This is a genomic window from Vibrio lentus, from assembly GCF_002875945.1.
GTDB lineage: Bacteria > Pseudomonadota > Gammaproteobacteria > Enterobacterales > Vibrionaceae > Vibrio > Vibrio apostichopi.
On the sequence record NZ_MCZK01000113.1, the window covers coordinates 13168 to 37262 of the forward strand.

Consider the following 24095-nt stretch of genomic DNA (forward strand, 5'->3'; position numbering starts at 1 on the left):
CGAATGAACAAGAAGATTTTATTCATTCCATTGATTGCGTTCATGGTTCTAGCTGGAATCTTTGCAACTCAATTGATGCGTAACCAGTCGGGTGATGACCCGACTAAACTGGAATCGGTATTGATTGGTAAGCCCGTTCCTGAGTTTGGTTTAGAAGACTTAGAGCAACCTGGTAAGTTCCATGACCAAGCTATCTTTAAAGGCGAGCCACTGCTGCTTAACGTTTGGGCGACTTGGTGTCCGACTTGTTATGCAGAGCACTCTTACTTGAATAAGCTAGCTGATCAAGGCGTTAAGATTATTGGTCTTAACTACAAAGATGATCGCAACAAAGCGGTAGGTTGGTTGAACGAGTTAGGTAATCCTTACCTAATCAGCTTGTTCGATGGAAATGGCATGCTGGGTCTAGACCTTGGCGTGTATGGCGCACCAGAGACGTTCCTAATTGACGCTAATGGTGTTGTTCGTTACCGCCATGTTGGTGATGTTAACCCAACAAACTGGGCATCGACACTTCAGCCGATGTATCAAGAGTTATTGGAGGAGGCGAAATGATTAAACAAACACTTGTAGCATTGTTCGCCACGTTCGCTATCTCTGCGTCGGTAACGGCTGCCCCTATCGAATTTCATGAGTTTGATACGGTCGATCAAGAGCAACAATTTAAAGATTTGAGCAATACGCTTCGTTGCCCAAAATGTCAGAACAACACGATTGGTGATTCGAACGCGGAACTTGCAGTCGACTTGCGTCAAAAAGTGTATGAGATGACAAAAGATGGCAAGTCTGAGCAAGAAATTATTGATTACATGATTGCTCGTTACGGTAACTTTGTAACGTACAACCCGCCACTTACCTTAGCGACATCGATCCTTTGGGTTGGCCCGTTTGCGGTTGTTGTATTAGGTTTTGGTTTGATTGTTTTACGAAGCAGAAAGTCAAAGTCAAAAGCAGTAGAGTCCAATAAAGACTGGGATGCAGACAAAGAAGCACGTTTAAAAGCGTTACTCGACGAAGAGAACGACGGAGATAAACAGTAATGACTCTATTTTGGATTTCTACAATTGTCCTTTCGCTAGCCGCAGTTTTATTGATTGTTCTGCCTTTCTTGAACAAGAAGGAAAACAACGATGAAGTGCTTCGCGATGAGTTGAATAAAGCCTTCTATAAAGATCGCTTAGTTGAATTAGAAGTAGAAGCGGAAGAAGGCCTTGTTGATAACCAACAAGAACTGATCGCTGACTTAAAACAGTCGCTACTTGATGATGTTCCAACACAAGAAAAAATCAAGAAGACACAAATCTCTACGCTTGGCGTAGTTGTACCATCAGTGATTCTTGTTTTGGTTGTTACCTACGGTATGTACTTTAAATTTGGTGCATTAGATAAGGTACAGCATTGGCAAGAAGTGAGCGCGAATCTTCCTGCATTGTCTAAAAAGTTGATGTCATCAGAAGGTGGTGCGCTAACGGATGATGAATTGGAAGACCTAACGTTGGCTCTTCGTACTCGTCTGCACTATCAACCGAAAGACTCTACAGGTTGGTTACTGCTTGGTCGTATCGCATTAGCAAATCGTGATGCTGAAACAGCGAAAGATTCAATGGAAAGAGCTTACAAACTTGAACCTAAGAATGAAGATGTTCAGTTAGGTTTCGCTCAAGCGTTGATGCTTTCTCCGGATGAAGCCGATCAAAACCAAGCTCGTCTGATTTTGAGCCGCTTGATTCAAAATGATTACGTTGACCTTCGTGTGTTCTCGTTACTAGCGTTCGATTCGTTTGAACGTCAGGATTATCCTGGTGCGGTTAAGTACTGGAGTATCATGCAACAGATGATTGGTCCACAAGACAGTCGCTACGAAATGTTGTCACGCAGCATCGAAAGCGCACAGAAGAAAATGGACGATACCATGGGCGTTGATCAAGGTAAGAGTGTTGCAGTAACACTTGAACTGGCTGGCGATGTCAATGTTGATCCTAAGTCTGTACTGGTTGTTTCAGTGCACAGAGCGGATGGGTCGCCGATGCCTGTTGCAGCTGCTCGCTACCCATTGGGCACTTTCCCACGCACTGTTGTCCTTGACGACGGCAATAGCATGATGGAAGGCCAGAAACTGTCTAGCCTTGAAACTCTGATGGTTAGAGCTAGGCTTGATACAGACGGCAACGTTTCTACACGTGACGGTGATTGGTACGGTGAAAGTGAAGTGGTTGAACTGGGTGCTCCAGTGACCATTGATATCAATAAACAATATTAATCATCTCTTTGCATAAGTGTTAGCTATTCCGATTTAGTGACAAACGGTATAGACTTACGCAAACAATTGAGGCCAGCGATTGCTGGCCTTTTTTATTCCTATACCAATCACAGTTTCTAACGACGTTATCGAGCGTTTCAACAAGCTAGGTCGAACAGTTATTTACTACGATTGGTATTATTATTCCTTATGGAAAAGGTGATATGTCTGTCAGTGTTTTAAGACTCTCGAGTTTACTCTTTATCGCAAGCTTAACGGTGGGCTGTTCTAGCGCACCAGACGAAAGCACTAACGATGATAACCTCGAAACCTCTGAATACGTCGAAGAGTCCCATCCGAATGATCCTTTCGAAGGATTCAACCGAGCGATGTGGGACATCAATTACGAATATCTAGACCCTTATTTAGTTCGCCCTGTATCTCTCGCTTATGTTGGTTACACTCCTGTACCCGTTCGATCGGGTATCTCCAATTTTTTGGCCAACTTAGACGAACCCGCAAGCATGGTGAACAACTTATTCATGGGTAATGGCGAGAAAGCACTCGATCATTTCAACCGTTTTTGGATTAACTCAACATTTGGTTTGTTGGGTTTGATTGATATTGCTAGCGAAGCGGGTATCACCAAGTATGACGATAAGTCGTTTTCTGATGCGATTGGTCACTACGGGGTAGGGAATGGTCCTTACTTTATGGTACCGGGTTATGGTCCTATTACGACTCGTGAAGTGACCGAGCAAGTGGATAGCTTGTATGTACCTTTGTCATTAATTAGCTTTTGGGCGAGTTTAGGTAAGTGGGCATTCGAAGGCATGGAAACTCGTGCTCAGTTAGTGTCACAAGAAGCGTTGCTAGACGATTCACCAGATCCATATGCGTTAACAAGAGATGTTTATATTCAACGTCGTGACTTTAAAGCCGAGATCGAGCCTGAAGAAATCGATCTTGATGAAGAAGATTTCATTGATGGGTATTTAGAAGATTACTAGATATAACAAGCTGAATTGCTGATAAAAGAGAGGCTCGATGTTGAGATAACATCGAGCCTTTTTTATGTTTATGACTTTAGATTAAGTCAGACAGATTAGAAACGGTAGTTAGCTTGGATACCTACTAACCAGATGCTACCTGTCACTTCACCTTCGAAGCTGCCACCAAAGTAATCTGCCCCAGGTGCTTGTGGTGTGCCCGGGTCTGTTTCATGCATTTTAGCGTCTTTCGCTAGAATGTAAGTGAAGCCCGCATCTAGAGTTAGTTGCTCTGACCACTGGTAACCAGCACCAATGCTTAACCAAGTACGGTCTGTCTCAGGAATTGTTGCTGTACGGTGCTCTTCACTTACAGCTGAAGTATCGTATGCAATACCAGAACGTAAAGCTAACTTAGGCGTCATTTGGTAAGTCGTACCTATCGCAAAACGGTAGTTGTCTTCCCAGTTCTCTTCTTTGATTGACACTGATTCTGTTGGGAAATCAGCAACAAGCTCTTTGAAGCTGCTCCAGTTAGTCCAGTTAATGCTCGCGTGAACCGCGACTTTCTCTGTCAATTGATGGAAACTCGCAAGCTCTGCGGTTGCAGGAAGAGCAAGATCCATGGAACCAGGTTTGTGCGCATTAGGGTTTGCTTGGTTGAAAGCAAACCCTTTCGCATGACCTTCTAGAGTTAGATCTACTTCTGATTTGTAGGTAAAGCCTAGGCGGTTGCTTTCATTGATCTGCCATGCAGTACCCACTTGCCAACCCCAAGCCGTATCATCGCCTTCCATATATTTTAAAGCAGTGCCTGCAGGTAAAGGAACTAGAGAGTTTGCTGTAGATACTGCACCAAAGCTACCTTCAGCCATGATGTAACGAACACCACCACCAATAGATACGCTTTCAAGTACTTGGTAAGCCGCGTTTAAGTTTAGCTCCATTGTCGTAACACTTGCTTCGTTACCGTGGTTCGCACCACCGAAGTCTGTACCTAGGTCTGTTTCCATACCGTAGTTAGTGCCAGCAGCGAAGCCCAATGCAAACTTGTCGTTGTACTTATGAGAAACATAAAAGTTTGGAATTACAGCGCTGTGTGCAAAATCGCTAGAATTTGAAGTCGTTGTACCACGAGGTGTTGTAGAGGTACCGTCGATATCAATGTTTGGGTCAACATAGATAGCACCAACAGAAACTTGTGTGCCTTCTAGGTAAGTCAGCATTGCAGGGTTACGCCATTGAGCATCCGCACCGTCTGCCATTGCAGCTTCACCAGCGTACGCTCGGCCAAGACCTGTTGCTGAGTATTCTGCTAGTTGAAAACCTGCCGCTTGAGTCACGGTAGAAGTCGAAAGTAGTCCAACTGCCACTGCAGCAGATAGAAGAGTCTTATTCATTTTCATTATTATGTTCGCTGAATCATAAGTATTTAGTGGCGTGATTCTACGTTTAGAGTTATTACTTTAAAAATGAAATTCGAATAAAACAGTGTTTTAGGGATTTAATGATCAAATGTGACTGATTATTAGGTAAATAGTCTGAATGTTTCGGCTGTGTTGCGAAATTTGAGCGTACACTTGTAGGCGTATTTTGCCTTTGCAGGCTACAGCTGTAAGCCTAAATCGATACCAGTCAGTGGTTTAGGCAACAAAAAAGGGTCGCATAATGCGACCCTTTGGGATTGTTAACTTCGATTATATTAGAAGCTACGGCTGTACTGCAGACCTAGTAGGATTGCATCAGCGCGTGTTGTTGCAGAAATCGACGTACCAAGAGGAGAGCTCTCGTTTACGTTTTTAACGTCTTCACCTAGTAAGTAAGTGAAGCCGAAATCAACGTTAGACGCAGTGTCGATATGGTATGTAAAACCAGCAGAGAACCATTGACGGTCAGAATCTGGAACAGACACTGATTTCAGATCATCTTGAGCTGCGATGTCATACATGTAACCAGCACGTAGATCCCAATCGTTATTCAAGTAGTAAGTCGTACCAACTGAGATATGACCAGCGTTTTTCCACTCGTACGGAGCGTCAGGTAGTGCATTTGCTGAGCCGCCAAAATCGATCTTGTCAAATGCTTTCCAACCAACCCACTGTAGAGAGTAGTGTACGGCAAACTTAGTATCTTTAAGTTTGTGGAAACCAGAGAACTCCGCCATATCTGGTAGAGGAAGAGTGATCTCTTGTCCTTTATCATCTTCAGCTGTGATCTCAGGGCTGTAACGGTAAGATAAACCAAAGCGGTTGTTTTCGTCCAGTTCGTAAACTGTACCTACATTGAAGCCTACACCCCAACCGTCTGCACCATCGATATCAACAAGGCTTCGACCATCAAGAGGTGAATTACCACCAGGAGTAACTGAAGTGCTTGTTGTTCGTTTTAGCGTACCTTTACCATAAATTAGATCAAGACCAGCACCAAAGCTCCATTGGTCATTCAAGCGGTATGAACCAGCAAGACCGAAGTTAAGGCTCATGATGTCAGTCTCACCACCAAACTCTGAAGCAGCAAAATCGTTACCAAAGTCTGTAGATGTTCCGAAATTAGAGTATGCGTTTACACCCCAAGCAAACTTCTCGTTTACAGGAACGATAAGGTGGATGTTAGGTGCAACTGATGTGCCGCCAGCGTCATCGTAGTTTGATGATGTTGGAGTACCTACAGGGTTCATTGCTGAAGTGTAAGTAGCGTCAGAAACCTTAATGTCAGTTGTGATAGTTTCAAAACCAAGAGAGAGCTCAGTTTTGTCAAACAGTGCCATTGCTGCAGGGTTACGAGCCATTACTGACGCGTTATCTGCGATTACTGCATCACCAGCGAAAGCACGACCAAGGCCGGTTGCTGATTGTGCGTTAAGTTGGAAACCTGCTGCCATCGCTTGCGAAGACGCCAGTGTGATTGTTACTGCTAAAAGAGACTTTTTAAACAGACGCGTGTTGTTGGTAGTCATTCATTTATTCCTTTATATATCCGCCTCTACAGGGCGATTAATTTGAGCAATTGCTCAATGGTGGCTGATCCTATTCGGAAGTATACGATATACAAATCCGACCATTGGAAATTTTGAGGATAAAATTATGGAAATGACGCCTATCTGACACGAAAATGGTGGGAAATGCTTCTTTTTAGAGTTTTAACTCTAGAGGTATTGATGGTGTGAATGATTTTTCGGTTTATTTATAAATAAAGCCCAGCAATATCAAGAATATAGTTGCTGGGCCTTTTGTGACGGGGCTTTGAGAGCGAATTAGCTCATCGGTTTGATCATTTTTGTTAGCTTTTCGGCGATTTTAGAAACGTCCTCGCCATTTTCACCCACAAGGATAAGGCTGCTGTTATCAATCGGTGTTACTGAACCAGACATACCTTCTTCGTCAAAGTCGACGGGCTTTTCTGTCGGAATTCCAGTCAAAAACAGTGTGACTTTGCCTTTTTGACCTTGGAAGACCATATGTACAGCGTTGGACTTACCAAAACCGCAATGGTTCAGGTAGTAAACGTGATAAGGAAACGCTTCATCAAACTGAAAAGCAAATGGGTTCATCTTGGCATTGATTTGTTGTGATGTGACTTGTTCGTCGATTGCGCTAACGAAGCTCTTTTCATCAACAACATGTTTCATTGCTGTATCAACCAAGCTTGCTTGAGCTGGAGAGACTAACGCATTTCCCCAGTTAACTTGGCCAACGAGTAAACCGGCAACGAATGCAACTGAGGCTGCCATCGCCATCGCTCGTCGAGCAAAAGTAGGCCTTACTACTTTGCTTTCTTCGCTTGAGGTCTGATTGAACAGAATACGATCTGCGAGATCGTCTGGCACATCCACGTTCATTGCTGAATGGATCTGCTTATCAAGCGATAGTACATCGTCTAAAAAGTTACTATTGGCTTCGCTATTTGCAGCTGCATCAACAATATCTTGTGTACGTTGCTTAGGTTCCGACAATACACGACGACGAAATTCCAAATCATCCATTATGTTGCCCCCTCTCTGCCTCTTCTGTATCCAGCATCTCTTTCAACTGATTTCGAGCTCTGAATAAACGTGTCATTACCGTGTTCTTGTTGAGAGCGAGAATGTCCGCGATCTCATCACCACTAAACCCACCAATGACTTGTAAGAAGAGCGGTTCACGGTAATCAATTTCAAGTTTCATGATCTGAGCTTGCAACCACAGATGTTGATGGTGTGGGTCATCACTGACACTAGCATCATTACCATGATCGTCGATATCAACCAGATCAAACTGTTTGCGTTCAAAACGTCGAGCGTTCTCGCGGCGCAAGATAGTAATCAGCCAAGACTTAGCGGCTTTTTCATCTTGTAGGCTATCGAGTGACTTCCATGCACGAAGGCAAGTCTCTTGTACTAAATCTTCGGCAATGCTTTTGTCTTTACATAACCAATAGGCGTAGCGAAAGAGGTCACGATGATAGGCACGCACGAGTGCTTCGTATTTTCTTTGTTTGTCCATATCAGAGTTGACCGGACGCTTGGCTGTTTTCTTTCCAAACATTTTTATTATTGACACACGAGCCTCCATAATTGCTCTGCGTATAGCTGTCCTCTATACGTTGTGCTTCGTTTTTATATTTTTAGAGCTAACGATCGGCAGGAAATCGTAAAATCACATTAAAATTGATCTACTTCAAAATCTAAGGCCTCGAACAAGCTATAGTACACCTTGTCGTCTAGTTAGTCATTCGTGGCTAGCATGTTGAGCAAGACGACACTTCCTTTTGAAGGCTGACTTTACTTTCTCCTAATCAGGAAACTGATTATTTCAATTGGCGTTAAGTTAATTGCTTTATATACATTCCGACCACACAGCTTTGTGTGGTTTTTTTTTGCCTTCAGGAAATACTCCGATATAAAACCATCGACTCTTTACCTACGCATAACAGTCTCTACTAGCAATAGTTTAGTCTCTTAGGACAACCTTTCCCCCAAAAAGGTTCGCCTGAATGCCCAGTTATATTTTCAAACAGTGAGATACTCGTATCACGTTTATTTAAACGCTCGTTTGATTTAATTAACAACTTCTTTACAATGCTTCAGGTCAGACCTCTTAACTTTAAGGAGAAACCATGGGTAAACAGGAAGTCAAAACCCGTTCTGGAGAACGTGTTGCCGTTGTCGCTGGATTACGAACCCCATTCGCTCGTCAGAGCACAGAATTTAGTCAGGTGCCTGCAGTCGACCTAGGTAAAATGGTTGTGAGCGAGATGCTTGCACGAACGGATATCGATCCTGCACTTATTGAGCAAGTCGTTTTCGGCCAAGTTGTACAGATGCCAGAAGCCCCCAATATTGCGCGTGAAATCGTATTAGGCACTGGTATGGACATTAATACCGATGCCTACAGTGTGACGCGTGCTTGTGCTACGAGCTTCCAAGCGGCAGTAAACGTCACTGAGAGCATTATGGCGGGCACGATTGATGTCGGTATTGCGGGTGGCGCTGATTCTTCTTCTGTATTGCCAATCGGTGTTTCGAAAAAGTTAGCGGCAAACTTATTAGCGCTCAGCAAAACCAAAACAATGGGTCAAAAGCTTAAGATTCTTAAAACGCTTTCCGTTAAAGATCTTATGCCAGTACCGCCTGCTGTTGCTGAATACTCGACCGGTTTATCTATGGGTCAAACCGCTGAGCAGATGGCTAAAACTCATGGTATCACCCGTCAAGAACAAGACGCACTTGCTCACCGTTCTCACTCTTTGGCTTCTCAAGCATGGAAAGAGGGCAAGATCCAAGGTGAAGTGATGACAGCCTTCCCTGCGCCTTATAAAAAGTATTTAGCAGAAGACAACAATGTTCGTCATGACTCGACGGTTGAAGGCTACGCTAAATTACGCCCTGCATTCGACAGACAATACGGAAGCGTAACGGCAGCCAATGCCACCCCTCTTACCGATGGCGGTGCCGCGGTGATGTTGATGCGCGAAGGTAAAGCGAAAGAGCTAGGCTTAGAAGTGCTTGGTTACATTCGCGGCTACGCATTTTCAGCGATTGGTGTTGAAACGGATATGTTGATGGGGCCGACTTACGCGACCTCTCAAGTTTTGAAGAACACCGGTCTAGAATTATCAGATCTAACACTTATTGAGATGCATGAAGCGTTTGCAGCGCAAGTTCTGGCTAACGTCAAAATGTTTGCAAGTGACGAGTTTGCTCAGAAGAATCTTGGCCGTGACAAAGCGATCGGTGAGATTGATATGGAGAAATTCAACGTGCTGGGTAGCTCAATTGCTTACGGACACCCGTTTGCAGCGACTGGCGCACGAATGATGACTCAAACACTGCGTGAACTTAAACGCCGTGGTGGTGGCTTAGCATTGAACACAGCTTGTGCGGCTGGTGGCTTAGGTGCAGCAATGATCTTGGAGGTGGAATAATGTCTACGACTCTTGATGTGAAAAAAGAAAAGAAAGCAGTCAAAAAAACGGATTCAACGCCAGTTGCTGCATCCAAAAGTGACAAGGCAGTTATAAACGATGAAGTCGTAAAACAGGCGACTGCGTTTTCTTTAACTATCGATGACCAAGATATTGCATGGCTTGCGATCGATGTGCCAAATGAAAAAATGAACACGCTACAAGCGGCGTTTGCTGAAGAAATGAAAGCAATCTTCGAGCAGCTGAAAGAAAAGCAAAGCCGAGTTAAGGGCTTAATCGTTCATTCATTGAAGCCGGATAACTTCATTGCTGGTGCTGATGTTCGAATGCTGGATGCTTGTAAGACGGCTGATGAAGCACAGTCTCTCGCTCGTCAAGGACAAGAGATGTTCCAAGCCTTGTCTGATCTGCCTTATCCTGTTGTCGCAGCGATTCATGGCCCATGTTTAGGTGGTGGCCTAGAGCTAGCACTATCGTGTGATTACCGCGTGTGTACAGACTCAGACAAGACTCGCCTTGGTTTGCCAGAAGTCCAACTTGGTCTGTTACCGGGATCTGGTGGTACGCAACGTCTTCCTCGTCTTATCGGTTTATTACCATCTCTTGACCTTATTCTTACGGGTAAGCAGCTACGCGCTAAGAAAGCGAAATCACTCGGCGTTGTCGATGCTTGTGTGCCAGAAACTATCTTACTTGAAGTGGCTAAGAGCTTTGTTGAAAAGAACTCAGGCGGTAAAAAAGGCAAACGTCTTGCGTCTAAAAGCCAAGCTTCGACCAAAGAAAAACTGATTTCACGCACGGGTCTGGGTCGCAAGGTGATTTTTGAACAAGCTTCAAAGAAGACCAATCAGAAAACACGCGGCAATTACCCAGCCGCTGATGCGATTCTTGATGTGATTCGTTATGGCTTAGAGAACGGCTTTGATAAAGGTCTTCAGTACGAAGCGAAGCGTTTCTCTGAATTGGTGATGACAGCAGAATCTAAAGCTCTGCGTTCGATTTTCTTTGCCACTACTGAAATGAAAAAAGAGCACGGCGCAGACGCAGAACCCAAAGCGGTTAAGCGTGTTGGCGTGCTAGGCGGCGGTCTAATGGGCGCAGGTATCAGCCATGTTAGTGTTGCTAAAGCGAAAGTACCGGTTCGTATTAAAGACGTATCTAACGAAGGCGTACTGAACGCACTTAACTACAACTATAAGTTGTTCGATAAGCAGCGTAAACGTCGCATTCTGAGCCGTTCAGGCCTTGAAAGTAAGGTGCTTCAGCTTTCTGGTGGTATCGACTTTACGAGCTTTAACCACACTGATGTTGTGATTGAAGCGGTATTTGAAGATCTTGATCTTAAGCAGTCGATGGTTGCGGACATTGAAGCCAATGCCAAACCAGAGACTATTTTTGCGACCAATACTTCTTCATTGCCAATCCATAAGATTGCTGAGAAAGCGCAACGACCAGAAAACGTGGTCGGTCTTCACTACTTTAGCCCTGCAGAAAAAATGCCGCTGGTTGAAGTGATTCCTCATGAAACAACGTCAGAAGAAACGATTTCGACGGTTGTTGCATTAGCGAAGAAGCAAGGTAAAACACCGATTGTTGTTAAAGATACGGCCGGCTTCTATGTGAACCGTATTCTTGCTCCGTACATGAATGAAGCGGCGCATCTGTTACTGGCAAATGAGCCGATTGAAAAGCTCGACAGCACGTTATTGGACTTCGGTTTCCCGGTTGGTCCAATTACTTTGCTAGACGAGGTGGGTGTTGATATCGGTGCGAAGATCATCCCTATTCTGGTTAACGAATTAGGCGAACGTTTCCAAGGCCCTGATGTGTTCGACATTCTGTTGAATGACAACCGTAAAGGCCGTAAGAGTGGCAAAGGTTTCTACACTTACAAAGGTAAGAAGAAGGAAGTCGATAAGTCAGTTTACAAGCTGCTTAAGCTGCAACCTGAACCTAAGCTAAGCGATAACGACATCGCAATGCGTTGTGTGTTACCTATGCTTAACGAAGCTGTTCGTTGTCTTGATGACGGTATTATTCGTAGCCCAAGAGATGGCGATATTGGTGCTATTTTCGGTATCGGTTTCCCGCCATTTCTAGGCGGTCCGTTCCGTTATATGGATCAAGTGGGTATTAAGTCATTGGTTGAGATGATGAACGACTTCGCTAAGAAGTACGGTGATCGTTTTGCGCCATGTGATGGTCTACTGACACGTGCTGGATTGGATGAGTCTTTCTATAAGTAATACTCTCTAGAAGTAACTTTCTAGCACATTGATTATCAAGCCCGTATCAAGCAATTGATGCGGGCTTTTTATTATTTGAAGAGTTGTGAATCGCGAGTTAATTCAAGAGAGATTCCCGACTCAGTCGTTCCTCTTTCTCGGGAATGACGAGCGAGAGATAAAAAGTAAGTTATTGCGTTGATAAAAGAGGGCTCGAACGCATCTCAATCAAACTACCGTCATCTCCTAAAGCGACGAAGGAGCGTAATAGGAGATCTGCTTTTATGCTGCATCCAATAAAAAAGGTTGATGCTTCCACATCAACCTTCTGTTTTTTTATTTAGATCTACTAACCAAGCTCGCAGTCTTTTGGTCGCAATTGAAACTCATCAATAGAGCCAATTTCCACTCCTGCCGATAGCTTCTCTTCTTCGTTATGAGCGTTACCTTGCGCATGCATAATCAATCGATTTGCGGTACGTGGTTTGAGTTGGCTGACCACGAAACGCATCATGTCAGAGCGAGTCAGACCTTTGAGCTCTTCTAGCACACGATCCCTCTGATTGAATTCCAAATCTTTATTGCCTATGGCAACCCATAAGCGCTGAGCGCGACCTCGCAAGGTGGTATCTGGCGTCGAAATTTGGTTCCAAAGGCCGCGTTTACTGCTGTGCCATTGATAGTCATTAAGCTCCAACAACACCATGTAAAAGGCATTGAGAAATTCATCGATTGAGGCCAACAAGTCTGCCGGAGCTGCATTCGGCGATTGCACGTACAACACAATACCAGGGTGGCGGTTGAGTGGCATATTACCCGTGCCGACCATATAACCTAGCTGCTGCTTGGTACGTATTTCATGGAAGAAAGTGGCCGACATTAAGTGGTTAGCCAATGAATACAGCGCAATGTTTGTAGGCGAAATATCAGGGCATTGATAATAAACCACGATGGCCGAATCATCTTGGTTACACACCACTTCACGTTGGAAGCTGCCGTTCTCACCCAGCATGATTAACGGGCGTAGTGATTCTTCGTAGGCTTGGTCTTGAACACGCAGGGCATCTTTGAGCGTTTCAGCCATCTTGTGTGCATCGGCCTTTTTCCAGTCGCCATACACAAACATCTCTACGTGAAGTTCAGCCAAGATAGCCTGAACAAAAGAAGAGAGCTCATCGACCTCGATTGTTTCCAGCGCTTCAATTAATACAGAATAGGGTGGATTATTTGGCTGTAAGATCCCTGTCATTGCATTAAACAGTTGCGAAATAGGGCGGTCTTGCGACGCATTATTCCAGTTTCTTAGCAATTGATGCTTAATCGTTTCGAAGCGTGTTGGACTAAAGTCGCGTGCTTGAAAGCGTTCAAGGATCATATTGAGCAATTGTGGCTGCTTTTCGCTGAATCCAGAAAGCGTGAGCGTTACGCCACCTTGATGGGTATACATGTTGTAGCCCATACCGGCGATTTCAGCCTGATAAGTATCCTTTTCAAGCGAGTCTAAGAACATCTCTACACACAAGCGTGTTTTGACGATGTTTCTAGGACTAGCTACCGAGTGCGGGCTATCGATTGCGATGTACACCACACCTTTAGGCACTCGGAACTGATGATCTTGTAGGTGCCACAATTTAAAGCCGTCTAACTCTTCGAGTAACTGTGGAAATTCAGTTTGCTCTTCAAGCTCAGCAGGGTCTAAGTCATAACAAATAAATGGGTTTCTATCGGGTAGTTCAAACTGCCAACCGGGGTTGATGCAGGTAAAACACTGTTGTTGTTCGCTGCTAAACGGTGTGACGGAGTAGGGCGTAAAGTACCATTTGGCTTCTCGGTCGTATTCGAAACCCTGTGCAACGATGGTCGCTCGCATGTTGTCGACGGTTAAGTAAGGAAGCAGAGAACGTTGTAATTCGTCATCGAAATGCGACATTTTGTAGTCGCCATACACCACATCTTGCTCTTGATAGTGCTGCATGTTGATTACGAGATGGCTGACGACATCAAGTGGTCTTGCTGGCTCTTGAAAGCGGAACGCAGATTCTAAAACCGCACGTTTTTCTAGGTAGCGCCACTCTTCGATACCTTGTTGCTCGATGAGTTTGATGTACTGGAATACGGCTTGAATGATGTTATCTGTTTTGGTCAAACCTTCGATGGTCAATGAGCAACTAACCGTGAAATCACGATAATTACTGCCACTTGCGCCACCACCGGCCGAGAGAGAGGTAATCCAGCCCTTTTCCTTCAGTTGCATCATCAGGCTGCCATCACCCTCATAACCTAATAGGTGAGCAAAGAACGACAGTGGCTTAATACCATAGTGTTCATCCATGCTTGGCATTGGGAAGGTTAAAATTAGCTTTCGTACTTCTTTTATCGGCTCTACGTGTACTTGCACGCCAGTGCTTAACTCGCCAACAATTGGAACCGCAACCTTCTTGCCTTGTAGGTTATGGTTGGTAATAGAACTAAAGCGCTCCTCAACCCAATTTTGCATATCGTCAAGTGATTGGTTTCCAGATAACGTCAGTGTCATCAGGTCGGCTGAATATTGTTGCTGGTGGAACGATAAGATCTCTTGGCGAATTGTCTCACCGTCTCTATCTCCCAACGTATCGATATTACCGACTGAAAACTTCGAGAATGGATGGTTGTGATTCACCAGTTCTTTGGTAACTTGGTACAAGCGTCGTGAATCGTCGTTGAGTTTCATTTTGTATTCTGAGTCAACGGCTTGGCGTTCTTTATCGAGAGCTTCTTCATTGAATAAAGGGGCGGTGAAAAATTGGCTAAAACGATCAAGTGCGGTTTCAAACGTATTTAATTCGACGTCAAAGAAGAAGCAGGTGTGTTCAGTTCCGGTCCAAGCGTTGTTACTACCACCGTGTTGGCTGATAAAACTTTGAAACTCTCCGACCTTTGGATACTTTTCAGTTCCCAAAAATAGCATATGCTCTAAGTAGTGAGCTAAACCCTCTCTGTCAGAAGGGTCATCGAAATGGCCAACATTGACGGCTAACGCAGCTGCTGCTTTTTGAGCATTTTGGTCCTGAACTAACAGTACGCGTAACCCGTTATTTAAGGTTATGTAACGGTATTGATGTTCATCATTTGGGCTTAAGTGCAAAGGAGCATCTCCAGAGAAGGTGGTTTTTAAATTATGTACCCGATGATTCGGGGTGCAAACCTTGAGATCATATTTTGGGATATGAAGAGCTATTTGGCGATTTCTAAATCACTTTTATCGATTTTTATCAGTGATTTATTTTCTTTTAATAAGATTGTTAAGAAAGTCGAACTCTTTAGCAAGTGACTTGATATAATTATTTATATTGACTGAGGTTTCTCTAGGTTGAGAGCCAAACCTAAGTAGCGTATCGCTGATATATGGGATATATCGACGTTCGGCATGTTACATAGACAGGATTGAACATGAAAATATTCATTATGCGCCATGGTGAAGCAGAACATTTTGCGAACTCGGATGCAGAACGAGCGTTAACTAAGCGCGGTAAAATGGCTTCTCTTGCGGTGGCTCAAGCTGCAAATGAGCAAGGATTCAGCCAGTTCGATAAAGTGCTAGTTAGCCCATATTTAAGGGCACAAGAAACATGGTTGGAAATCTCCCAGGCGTTTTCTGGAAAGAAAGTCGAAACCTGTGATGATATAACGCCATATGGGATGTCTGACGATGTGTTTGATTTGACCTTAGCAATGGCTGAAGTAGAAAAACTAGAGACCATTTTATTTGTTTCTCATTTACCTCTAGTGGGCTATTTAACAGCGGAATTTGCAACGGGCATGGCACCGCCTATGTTCCCAACGTCAGGTTTAGCCTGTATTGAATTCGACCTTGAGACACAAAAAGGCGAGTTGCTTTGGAACATTAATCCGTAGCGATAGACAGCTTTTAAAGATAAATAAAAGGGCACCTCATGATTATTGAGATGCCCTTTGTTGTTTCTAACGGACTATTTTTACCTAACGATAAGGTGCTGAACTTACTTTTTAGAATAAACAACAAGTCGATAGCTATTTATCGGGGATAGAAAGTAAAACCAGTAGCGCACCATGTCCGCCAAACTCTAACGGTGCTTGGTGAAAAGCCATTACGTCTGGGTGCTGTGCTAACCACAGTGGCACTTTTTGCTTCAAGATGTGCTTGCCGATACCGTGTTGAACACAAGCACATGCCACGCTTTCTTTAATACAGTGTGCAATCATAGCCCCAAGCTCACGTTTGGCTTCTTGCTGTGTCATACCATGCATATCGAGATACACGTCGGGTACATAAACCCCACGACGTAGGCGTTTCACTTCGTATTTAGAGACATCATCGCGCGCATAACGTGTTGGTCCTTCCTCACTAAGGTGCGGAATGAACTCGTCAGAGAAATAAAACTCGCTATCACTGGCTTGTCTGGCCGTTCGAGTAATTTCTTTTTGCTTGGTATTTCTTTTTGGCTGCTGGACTATGGTATCCTGTTGCAACTTTTTAACGCCCTTTACTGCATCGTTGAATAAGGCGAAATCGTCATCAAAGTCGGTGTCTTTTTTGCTCATCAGGTTATGAATTCTAAATTAGAAACGTAATTAGCAGTATTGTAGCGCTTTTCGGAGACAATTTTGGATAAGATTTTTGTAGAAGAAGCGGTATCAGAACTACACACGCTTCAAGATGTGATTCGTTGGACTGTTAGCCGCTTTAACGCAGCGGGCCTATTTTATGGTCACGGCACTGATAACGCGTGGGATGAGGCGGTACAACTTATTTTACCTACTCTGTATCTACCGATTGATGTTCCTCCGCATGTTTTGAACTCTCGTTTAACAAGCAGTGAGCGTCTACGTATTGTTGAGCGCGTGATCAAGCGTATCAATGATCGCACTCCAACAGCTTACCTAACCAACAAAGCTTGGTTCTGTGGTCTTGAGTTCTTTGTTGATGAGCGCGTACTTGTGCCTCGTTCTCCAATTGGTGAGCTGATTGAAGCTCAATTCCAACCTTGGTTAACTGAAGAACCTGTTCGTATCATGGATATGTGTACGGGTAGTGGCTGTATTGCGATTGCATGTGCTCATGCTTTCCCTGATGCGGAAGTGGATGCGATTGATATCTCTACTGACGCACTGCAAGTTGCAGAGCAGAACGTTCAAGATCACGGCATGGAGCAACAAGTGTTCCCTATCCGTTCAGATCTTTTCCGTGATTTGCCAAAAGAAAAATACAACCTGATCGTATCGAACCCACCTTACGTGGACGAAGAAGATATGAACAGCCTGCCAGATGAGTTCACACACGAACCAGAACTTGGCCTAGCTGCAGGTACAGACGGACTTAAATTGGTTCGCCGCATCTTAGCAAACGCACCAGACTACCTGACTGATGATGGTATTCTGATCTGTGAAGTTGGCAACTCAATGGTTCATATGATGGATCAGTACCCAGAGCTTCCATTCACTTGGGTTGAATTCTCAAACGGTGGTCACGGTGTATTCATGATCACTCGTGAGCAGTTAGTGGCTTGCGCAGATGAGTTCTCTATCTACAAAGACTAGGTTACTGTTCGTTGTTAGCTTAGGGATTTAGCTTAGATATTAAGCTTGAAACTTAAGGTTAGAACTTTGTAAGACGTTCTATTTGAAACGTTTGAATTTAAACGCCATGCAGCGATGCATGGCGTTTTTTATTGCCGAAATTTAAGAGATAAGTAATCAGCACAGAGTGAACGTACTCAATATTTAGTTGCTTAATATGAATAGCTATTACATATTGGTGCTTAATGTTTAGTCGTTTTAGTGAGTTAAGGAGAATTCGCGATGAGCTTTGATACATGGATTTATTATTTGTTGGCGGTGTTGATTTTAACTGCCTCGCCAGGGCCAAGTTCTTTGTTGTGCATGACTAAGGGTGTGCAATCTGGCTTTAAGTTATCGATATTTACCGCCCTGGGTAGCGTGACTGCCATTACCGGAATCCTAACGTTATCGTTTACCGGTTTAGGGGTGATTATTGCTTCGTCAGAAGTGGTGTTTAATATCATTAAGTGGACGGGTGCTGCTTACCTTATTTATCTCGGTTGGAAGTCGCTAAGGTCAAGTCAGCAAGATTATGACAAGCTATCGAATCAGCAAACTGGCTCTCAACCTGTTAAAGAAAGCGCTGCGCAGCATTATGCCAGTGGCTTTATTATTGGCGCGAGTAATCCTAAAGCTATCCTGTTTTTTACCGCACTTTTCCCTCAGTTTATTGACCCATCGATAGCGCTATTTCCTCAATTTGTGGTGTTCGCTTTGACCTTCGTTGTCATGGAATTGTCTTGGTTATTGGTCTATGCCTACCTAGGTGCAAAATCATCAACTTGGTTATTTGCAAAGGGTCGAGCCAAAGTATTTAACCGTGTTACAGGGGGCGTGTTTATTGGTGCAGGAGCGCTACTTTCAACGACAAGCCGAGCATAACTTTTCGATTTATCAAAGGGCTGAATAGTTACAGAAAATTCTTAATGCTGTCATAAAAGGTTAATATTAATATGCTTGCTGCTTTTAGCGAAAAGCCGATATATTGTAGTTACACCATCACGTTCTCAAGGAGAGACATATGCAGCATCAAGAAATGATTCAACACAGTAACTTTGGCGTTATCAGCCGCACTTGGCTTTTCTCTACCCTGTCTCTAGTGGGTATTCTTGCTCTAATGTAGTCAGCTTTATGGCTCTATATTTTTAGTTTTTATTATGAACACACTTGTTAAAAAGTCTTCAAAGTTAGAACTCTTCTTCTCTTAAATGTGGCTCTTCTCATAAGGCTAGCCACTTAACCTTTTCTTCGCTGTACCTTTCTCTCAGTAACCTTTTTCTCTGAATAATATCTTTCTCTGAATAACCTCTTGGTCTGATTAACCTCTTGGTCTGATTAACCCCTTTATCTGAAAAGACTCACTGCATAACCTGATCTGAAGTTGTTATCAAACTGTGATAATCTTAAGTTATCTTTTATCTACAGTGTATCTCTCATGTCTGTCTGGGATTCTATTTCATTTAACAATCGATTTACTGCATTACCTCGACTGTTCTATACCCCAATTCAACCTACACCGCTCAGCAATGTCCAATGGCTCGCATGGAACCATAACCTTGCGAATGAACTCGGCTTTCCGTTATTTGAGGATGCCTCAGAGGAATTGCTTGAGACGTTATCCGGCAATGTTGAACCTGAGCAATTCTCGCCAGTAGCAATGAAATACGCAGGCCATCAGTTTGGCTCTTATAACCCTGATTTAGGTGATGGAAGAGGGCTGTTATTAGCTCAAGTTGTTGCTAAAAGTGGTGAAACGTTCGACTTACATCTTAAAGGTGCAGGCAAAACGCCATATTCTCGTATGGGCGATGGACGCGCTGTTATTCGATCAACCGTTCGTGAGTACTTATGTAGTGAAGCGATGGCAGGGCTCAATATCCCAACCACTCGCGCGTTGGCGATGATGACTAGCGACACACCGGTATATCGAGAGAAGCAAGAGTGGGGCGCATTGTTGGTGCGTGCTGCTGAGTCACACATCCGTTTCGGTCACTTTGAACATCTGTTTTATACCAATCAGTTAGCTGAGCATAAGTTGCTGGCCGATAAAGTCATTGAGTGGCATTTCCCTGAGTGTCTCGATGAAGAAAAACCCTACGCTGCAATGTTTAATCAGATTGTTGATCGCACTGCGGAAATGGTCGCGCTGTGGCAAGCGAATGGTTTTGCTCATGGAGTTATGAACACCGATAACATGTCGATCATCGGCCAAACCTTCGATTACGGTCCGTTCGCCTTTCTTGATGAATATGATCCAAGATTGATCTGTAATCATTCCGACTACCAAGGTCGTTACGCTTTCAATCAACAGCCTAGAATTGGATTGTGGAATCTATCTGCACTGGCTCATTCGCTTTCGCCGCTGGTGGATAAAGCCGATTTAGAGGCAGCCCTAGAACAGTATGAGCCGCAAATGAACGGTTATTTTAGCCAGTTGATGCGTCGTAAGTTGGGATTGCTTTCGAAACATGAAGGCGACAGTCGCTTGTTTGAATCGTTGTTTGAGCTAATGTCGCAAAACAAAGTCGATTACCCAAGGTTCTTTAGAACGCTGTCGAACCTAGATACATTGCCGCCGCAAGACGTGATTGATTTGGTTATCGACCGCGAGGCCGCAAAGCTATGGTTGGATAACTATTTGCAACGCTGTGAATTGGAAGAGAGTTCAGTGGCCGAGCGCTGTGAAAAGATGCGACAAGTAAACCCGAAATACATCCTCAGAAACTACCTAGCCCAACTTGCGATAGATAAAGCTGAGCGCGGTGATAGCAGTGATATTGATGCGTTAATGGTGGTGTTGGCAGACCCTTATGTGGAACATCCTGACTACGAACACCTTGCCGCCTTGCCGCCAGAGTGGGGCAAAGCCATGGAAATCAGCTGTTCTTCTTAACCCTCATGATTCTTTGAGTCGCTAAGTACAGGTAGAGGTCACTAAGATGTGATCTTTATCTGTTTGTTCGTCTAACTTTACAAACATGTCAATAATCAAATAATCGGCCAGCCTATACACTATGTGAATAAGTTGTAAATTTAATAGGTTTGGGCGATGCCAACAAATACTCGAATTCTCGTGGTGGATGATGATCAAGAAATCCGCGAGCTGCTGGAAGAGTACCTCACAAAATCTGGTTTCGATGTTTCCTCCGTTGGAGACGGTATCGAACTCGATACCCACCTGCAAAATCAAGGTTATCCTGATCTAATTCTTCTTGATGTGATGCTACCCGGTGACGACGGTTTTACCTTGTGTCAGCGCGTCCGTAAGCAGTCGAATGTGCCTATCATTATGCTGACAGCAGTATCGGATGAAACCGATCAGATCATCGGTTTAGAAATTGGTGCTGATGATTACATTGCGAAGCCGTTTAGCCCTCGTCAGTTAATGGCTCGTATCAAAGCGTTATTACGCCGTGTTCAAGTGGTGGATGACAAGCCAAGTGATGCATTGCCAAAGCAGATCATTTTTGGTGACTGGACGCTCGATACGCTCGCGCATCGAATCTCGCACAATGAAAACTCAGAAGAGATGGACTTGTCGGGCAGTGACTTTTCTTTGTTAATGCTGTTCTTAACTCGTCCTAATGAAGTTCTCGACCGTGACACCATCTCTTTCGCGACCAGAGGCCGTGAAGCGCTGCCTTTTGAACGTGGCATTGATGTTCAGCTTAGTCGCCTGAGAAGCCGATTGGGCGACAGCGGTAAATATCCTCACTACATCAAAACCATGCGCGGCAACGGTTATATTCTTGCTGTGCCTGTTCAGTATGAACACTAAGCATGACCTACTGTTAATCAAGTAATCTAATAAAGTATTTCCAATGAAACATTCTGTATGAAGTATCTCGTATGAACTGGTTGAGTCGGTTAAAGCCAAACTCCTTGGTCGCAAGAACCTTGTTGCTGACCTTGTTAGCGGTCGTGATTGCTCAAGGTATCGCAACGTCTATTTGGTATAGCGAATCCAAACACAAAGAAATGGAGGGGATTCGTTCTGCCTCTTCGAGCATGGCAAACATGTTTGCCTCAACGGTGACTTTTTTCCAATCTCTACCCGTTAAATATCGCCATATCGTGCTGGATCAGATCCGCAATATGGGCGGTACGCGCTTCTTCGTTTCTTTCAATAAAGAGGCTTTGATCGTTGAACCGATTCCCGATACCCGCTTAAAAACCGCCTCAATTGAAGCAATAGAAAGTGTCTTGAGTAGCAAGCTCAATAAAGTCGAATCAGTTCGGGTAGATTTCTCACGTCCTGAACACCTTCGTTTGCTTAAAAATGACATCTACTTGAGCGATCTCCCGCGATCGTGGGCGCATCACACCTTAACCTTAGAGCCTCTTAATCCGCCAATTCTGGTTGTTCAAATAGAACTAACTAGCCATGAATGGGTGTACATTGCTGCATTGTTGCCTGCGCCATATGTGAAACTCGACGATACGATTCTTGGCAGAGAACAGGTGATCTTCTTAGTTTCTTCAACGCTTATTTTGCTGGTTTTAACTTACTTGATGATTCGTCGCCAAGTGCGACCTCTTAAAAAGCTGGCAAGAGCGGCTAATGAAATGAGCATGGATATTCAACAGCCTCAACTGAAAGAAGAGGGGGCGACCGAACTGGTCACGGCAACCCGAGCCTTTAACCGCATGCAGCAGCGCATCCGTCGTTATGTTGCCGACCGTGAGCATTTGTTCTCGGCTATCTCTCATGACTTGAAGACACCGATTACACGTCTTAGGTTGCGTGCAGAATTACTGGAAAGTGAAGTAAAGAAAGACAAATTCAACAAAGATCTGGATGAGCTTGAGATGATGGTGAAGGGAGCATTACAGGCGGTAAGAGATACTGACCTTCACGAAAATAACGCCATTATCGATCTCAACGAGATGATGCTATCCGTGATTGAACTGCACAACCAATACCAAACTCAGGTCGAGTTTGAACCTGCTGTGATTGAGCCTTTGGTTGCCAAACCGCTAGCTATTAAACGCGTGCTTACTAACCTTATCGATAATGCTGTGAAATATGGACAATCCGCCGAAGTAGATATCAGCAGTGATTCAGTGTGGGTCATTGTGACGATTCAGGATCACGGAAAAGGTATTCCTGAAGACAAGTTAGAGTTGGTTTTCGAACCCTACTTTAGGCTTGCAACCGACGACCAAGGACACGGTTTAGGGCTCGGGATCTGTCGAAACATTCTGCATGGACATGGCGGAGATCTCATTATTCGCAACTCCTCTCAAGGTGGCCTAGAAGCCAAAGTCTATATACCAAGAGGCTTAGAAGTGTAATGTAACAATTGTGTTACATAAGTCTTACCTTTTGTTTCAATCCTAAAAATCAAAATAAGTAGACTCTTTATTGAACCGGACGTCGAGTCCGCTAAACATGGAAGATTATAATGAAAATCAATAAAACCCTACTTACTCTATCTCTTCTTGCTGCCTCAACATTTTCTCAAGCTGGTGAAGTGGAAGTGCTTCACTGGTGGACTGCCGGTGGCGAAGCGAAATCCGCTGCGGTACTGAAAGAGATGATTGAAGAACAAGGCCATACGTGGAAAGACTTTGCAGTGGCTGGTGGCGGCGGTGAAAGTGCGATGACCGTTTTAAAAACGCGAGCAGTATCAGGCAACCCACCATCTGCAGCGCAGATCAAAGGTCATGATATTCAGGAGTGGGGTGGTTTAGGTTTTCTAACGTCTCTCGATGCAACTGCGAAACAAGAACAGTGGGATGAATTACTACCAGAAGTAGTGACTAAAGTGATGAAGTGGGATGGCGAATATGTGGCAGTTCCTGTCAATGTTCACCGTGTTAACTGGCTTTGGGCTAACCCTGTTGTTTTAGAAAAATCAGGCGTTACGGTTCCAACGACATTAGATGAGTTCTTTGTTGCTGCAGACAAGATTAAAGCGGCTGGCTTCATTCCCTTGGCTCATGGTGGTCAGCCTTGGCAAGACGCGACGGTATTCGAAGCAGTGGCTCTCGACGTACTAGGCAGTGAAGATTACAACAAAGCGTTCGTAGAACTTGATATGGACGTGTTATCTGGCGACAAAATGGTGGAAGTGTTCACCAAGTTCAAAAAGATGCGTGACTACATCGACAGTAACTCTCCAGGTCGTGATTGGAACGTAGCAACTTCAATGGTTATCAATGGCGAAGCCGCGATGCAGATCATGGGTGACTGGGCTAAAGGTGAATTTACTGCGGCAGGCAAAGTACCGGGTAAAGATTACATCTGTGCACCAGCTCCGGGCACTGACGGCCAATTTACCTTCAATATCGATAGCTTTGCGTTCTTTGAGTTAAGCGACAAAGAGAACCAAAAAGCGCAGCAAGATCTAGCGAAAACCATTCTTACCAAAGATTTCCAAGAAGTCTTCAACCTTAACAAAGGTTCTATCCCTGTACGTCTAGATATGGACATGTCTAAGTTCGACCAGTGTGCGTTGGATTCAATGGCAACCTTCAAAGCGAGTGCGGAATCGGGCGATCTTGTTCCGAGTATGGCTCACGGCCTAGCGACAACAAGCTACGCTCAAGGCGCTATCTATGACGTCGTGACTAACTTCTTCAATGAGAAAGATGCCGATCCTAAACAAGCGGCAGCCAAGTTAGCGAAAGCAGTGAAAGCGGCTATCTAATCTAATT

The 24095-nt window shown here is 44.3% G+C and carries 19 protein-coding genes; 13 read left to right on the top strand and 6 right to left on the bottom strand.

From position 1 onward, the window contains the following. Positions 1-3: 3 nt before the first annotated feature. The 4 genes from BCT49_RS11375 (at position 4) to BCT49_RS11390 (ending at position 3249) form a co-directional block, all read left to right on the top strand. Positions 4-555: a DsbE family thiol:disulfide interchange protein gene (locus BCT49_RS11375; RefSeq protein WP_102435300.1), complete on the top strand. Its 552-nt coding sequence runs from the start codon at positions 4-6 to the stop codon at positions 553-555. After that, positions 552-1040 carry a cytochrome c-type biogenesis protein gene (locus tag BCT49_RS11380; protein WP_065104891.1) on the top strand — a complete coding sequence of 163 codons (489 nt, stop codon included), beginning with the start codon at positions 552-554 and terminating at the stop codon, positions 1038-1040. Before BCT49_RS11375 ends, BCT49_RS11380 begins: the two co-directional genes overlap by 4 nt. After that, positions 1040-2260, top strand: a complete 1221-nt coding sequence (gene ccmI / locus BCT49_RS11385; RefSeq protein ID WP_102435301.1) for a c-type cytochrome biogenesis protein CcmI — start codon at positions 1040-1042, stop codon at positions 2258-2260. The genes BCT49_RS11380 and ccmI overlap by 1 nt, the downstream gene beginning before the upstream one ends. A 203-nt stretch (positions 2261-2463) precedes the next feature. Then, a complete protein-coding gene (locus BCT49_RS11390; RefSeq protein ID WP_102435302.1) occupies positions 2464-3249 on the top strand; it encodes an MlaA family lipoprotein in 786 nt (261 codons plus the stop codon). Between the two features lie 95 nt (positions 3250-3344). Here the strand turns inward: BCT49_RS11390 and BCT49_RS11395 are convergent, their stop codons facing one another. The 4 genes from BCT49_RS11395 to BCT49_RS11410 all read right to left on the bottom strand — a co-directional run bounded on the left by BCT49_RS11395 (position 3345) and on the right by BCT49_RS11410 (position 7751). Then, entirely contained in the window at positions 3345-4634 is a 1290-nt protein-coding gene (locus tag BCT49_RS11395; RefSeq protein ID WP_102435303.1) for an outer membrane protein transport protein, read from the bottom strand. Between the two features lie 296 nt (positions 4635-4930). After that, positions 4931-6184 (bottom strand): outer membrane protein transport protein, encoded by a 1254-nt coding sequence (locus BCT49_RS11400; RefSeq protein WP_004736040.1) that lies wholly within the window; start codon positions 6182-6184, stop codon positions 4931-4933. Between the two features lie 297 nt (positions 6185-6481). Next, positions 6482-7210 carry a DUF3379 domain-containing protein gene (locus tag BCT49_RS11405; RefSeq protein ID WP_102435304.1) on the bottom strand — a complete coding sequence of 243 codons (729 nt, stop codon included), beginning with the start codon at positions 7208-7210 and terminating at the stop codon, positions 6482-6484. Next, entirely contained in the window at positions 7203-7751 is a 549-nt protein-coding gene (locus tag BCT49_RS11410) for a sigma-70 family RNA polymerase sigma factor (protein WP_198595849.1), read from the bottom strand. Before BCT49_RS11410 ends, BCT49_RS11405 begins: the two co-directional genes overlap by 8 nt. A gap of 571 nt (positions 7752-8322) precedes the next feature. Between BCT49_RS11410 and fadI the strand changes: the two genes are divergently transcribed. Beyond that, a complete protein-coding gene (gene fadI / locus BCT49_RS11415) occupies positions 8323-9630 on the top strand; it encodes an acetyl-CoA C-acyltransferase FadI (RefSeq protein ID WP_102435306.1) in 1308 nt (435 codons plus the stop codon). Continuing rightward, a complete protein-coding gene (gene fadJ, locus BCT49_RS11420) occupies positions 9630-11876 on the top strand; it encodes a fatty acid oxidation complex subunit alpha FadJ (protein ID WP_198595846.1) in 2247 nt (748 codons plus the stop codon). The genes fadI and fadJ overlap by 1 nt, the downstream gene beginning before the upstream one ends. Before the next feature lie 328 nt (positions 11877-12204). Here the strand turns inward: fadJ and BCT49_RS11425 are convergent, their stop codons facing one another. Further along, on the bottom strand, positions 12205-14982 hold the full coding sequence (locus tag BCT49_RS11425) for an insulinase family protein (RefSeq protein WP_102435307.1): 2778 nt from the start codon (positions 14980-14982) through the stop codon (positions 12205-12207). A gap of 305 nt (positions 14983-15287) precedes the next feature. Between BCT49_RS11425 and sixA the strand changes: the two genes are divergently transcribed. Beyond that, entirely contained in the window at positions 15288-15752 is a 465-nt protein-coding gene (gene sixA / locus BCT49_RS11430) for a phosphohistidine phosphatase SixA (RefSeq protein WP_017073606.1), read from the top strand. 135 nt (positions 15753-15887) lie between these two features. On the opposite strand, the gene smrB is transcribed toward sixA, so the two are convergent. Continuing rightward, positions 15888-16418 carry an endonuclease SmrB gene (smrB, locus tag BCT49_RS11435; RefSeq protein WP_076671161.1) on the bottom strand — a complete coding sequence of 177 codons (531 nt, stop codon included), beginning with the start codon at positions 16416-16418 and terminating at the stop codon, positions 15888-15890. A 63-nt stretch (positions 16419-16481) separates the two neighbouring features. Here smrB and prmB point away from each other — a divergent pair, with 63 nt between their 5' ends. The 6 genes from prmB to BCT49_RS11465 all read left to right on the top strand — a co-directional run bounded on the left by prmB (position 16482) and on the right by BCT49_RS11465 (position 24088). After that, positions 16482-17414, top strand: coding sequence for a 50S ribosomal protein L3 N(5)-glutamine methyltransferase (prmB, locus tag BCT49_RS11440; RefSeq protein ID WP_102435308.1), 933 nt, complete (start codon positions 16482-16484; stop codon positions 17412-17414). 261 nt (positions 17415-17675) lie between these two features. Next, positions 17676-18317, top strand: coding sequence for a LysE family translocator (locus BCT49_RS11445; RefSeq protein WP_102435309.1), 642 nt, complete (start codon positions 17676-17678; stop codon positions 18315-18317). A 553-nt stretch (positions 18318-18870) separates the two neighbouring features. Next, positions 18871-20328, top strand: a complete 1458-nt coding sequence (locus BCT49_RS11450; RefSeq protein WP_102435310.1) for a protein adenylyltransferase SelO — start codon at positions 18871-18873, stop codon at positions 20326-20328. Positions 20329-20484: 156 nt separating this feature from the next. Continuing rightward, on the top strand, positions 20485-21213 hold the full coding sequence (locus BCT49_RS11455; RefSeq protein ID WP_017110102.1) for a response regulator: 729 nt from the start codon (positions 20485-20487) through the stop codon (positions 21211-21213). Positions 21214-21284: 71 nt separating this feature from the next. Further along, positions 21285-22730, top strand: coding sequence for an ATP-binding protein (locus BCT49_RS11460; protein ID WP_102435311.1), 1446 nt, complete (start codon positions 21285-21287; stop codon positions 22728-22730). A 110-nt stretch (positions 22731-22840) separates the two neighbouring features. Beyond that, on the top strand, positions 22841-24088 hold the full coding sequence (locus BCT49_RS11465) for an ABC transporter substrate-binding protein (RefSeq protein ID WP_054548180.1): 1248 nt from the start codon (positions 22841-22843) through the stop codon (positions 24086-24088). The last annotated feature ends 7 nt before the right edge of the window (positions 24089-24095 follow it).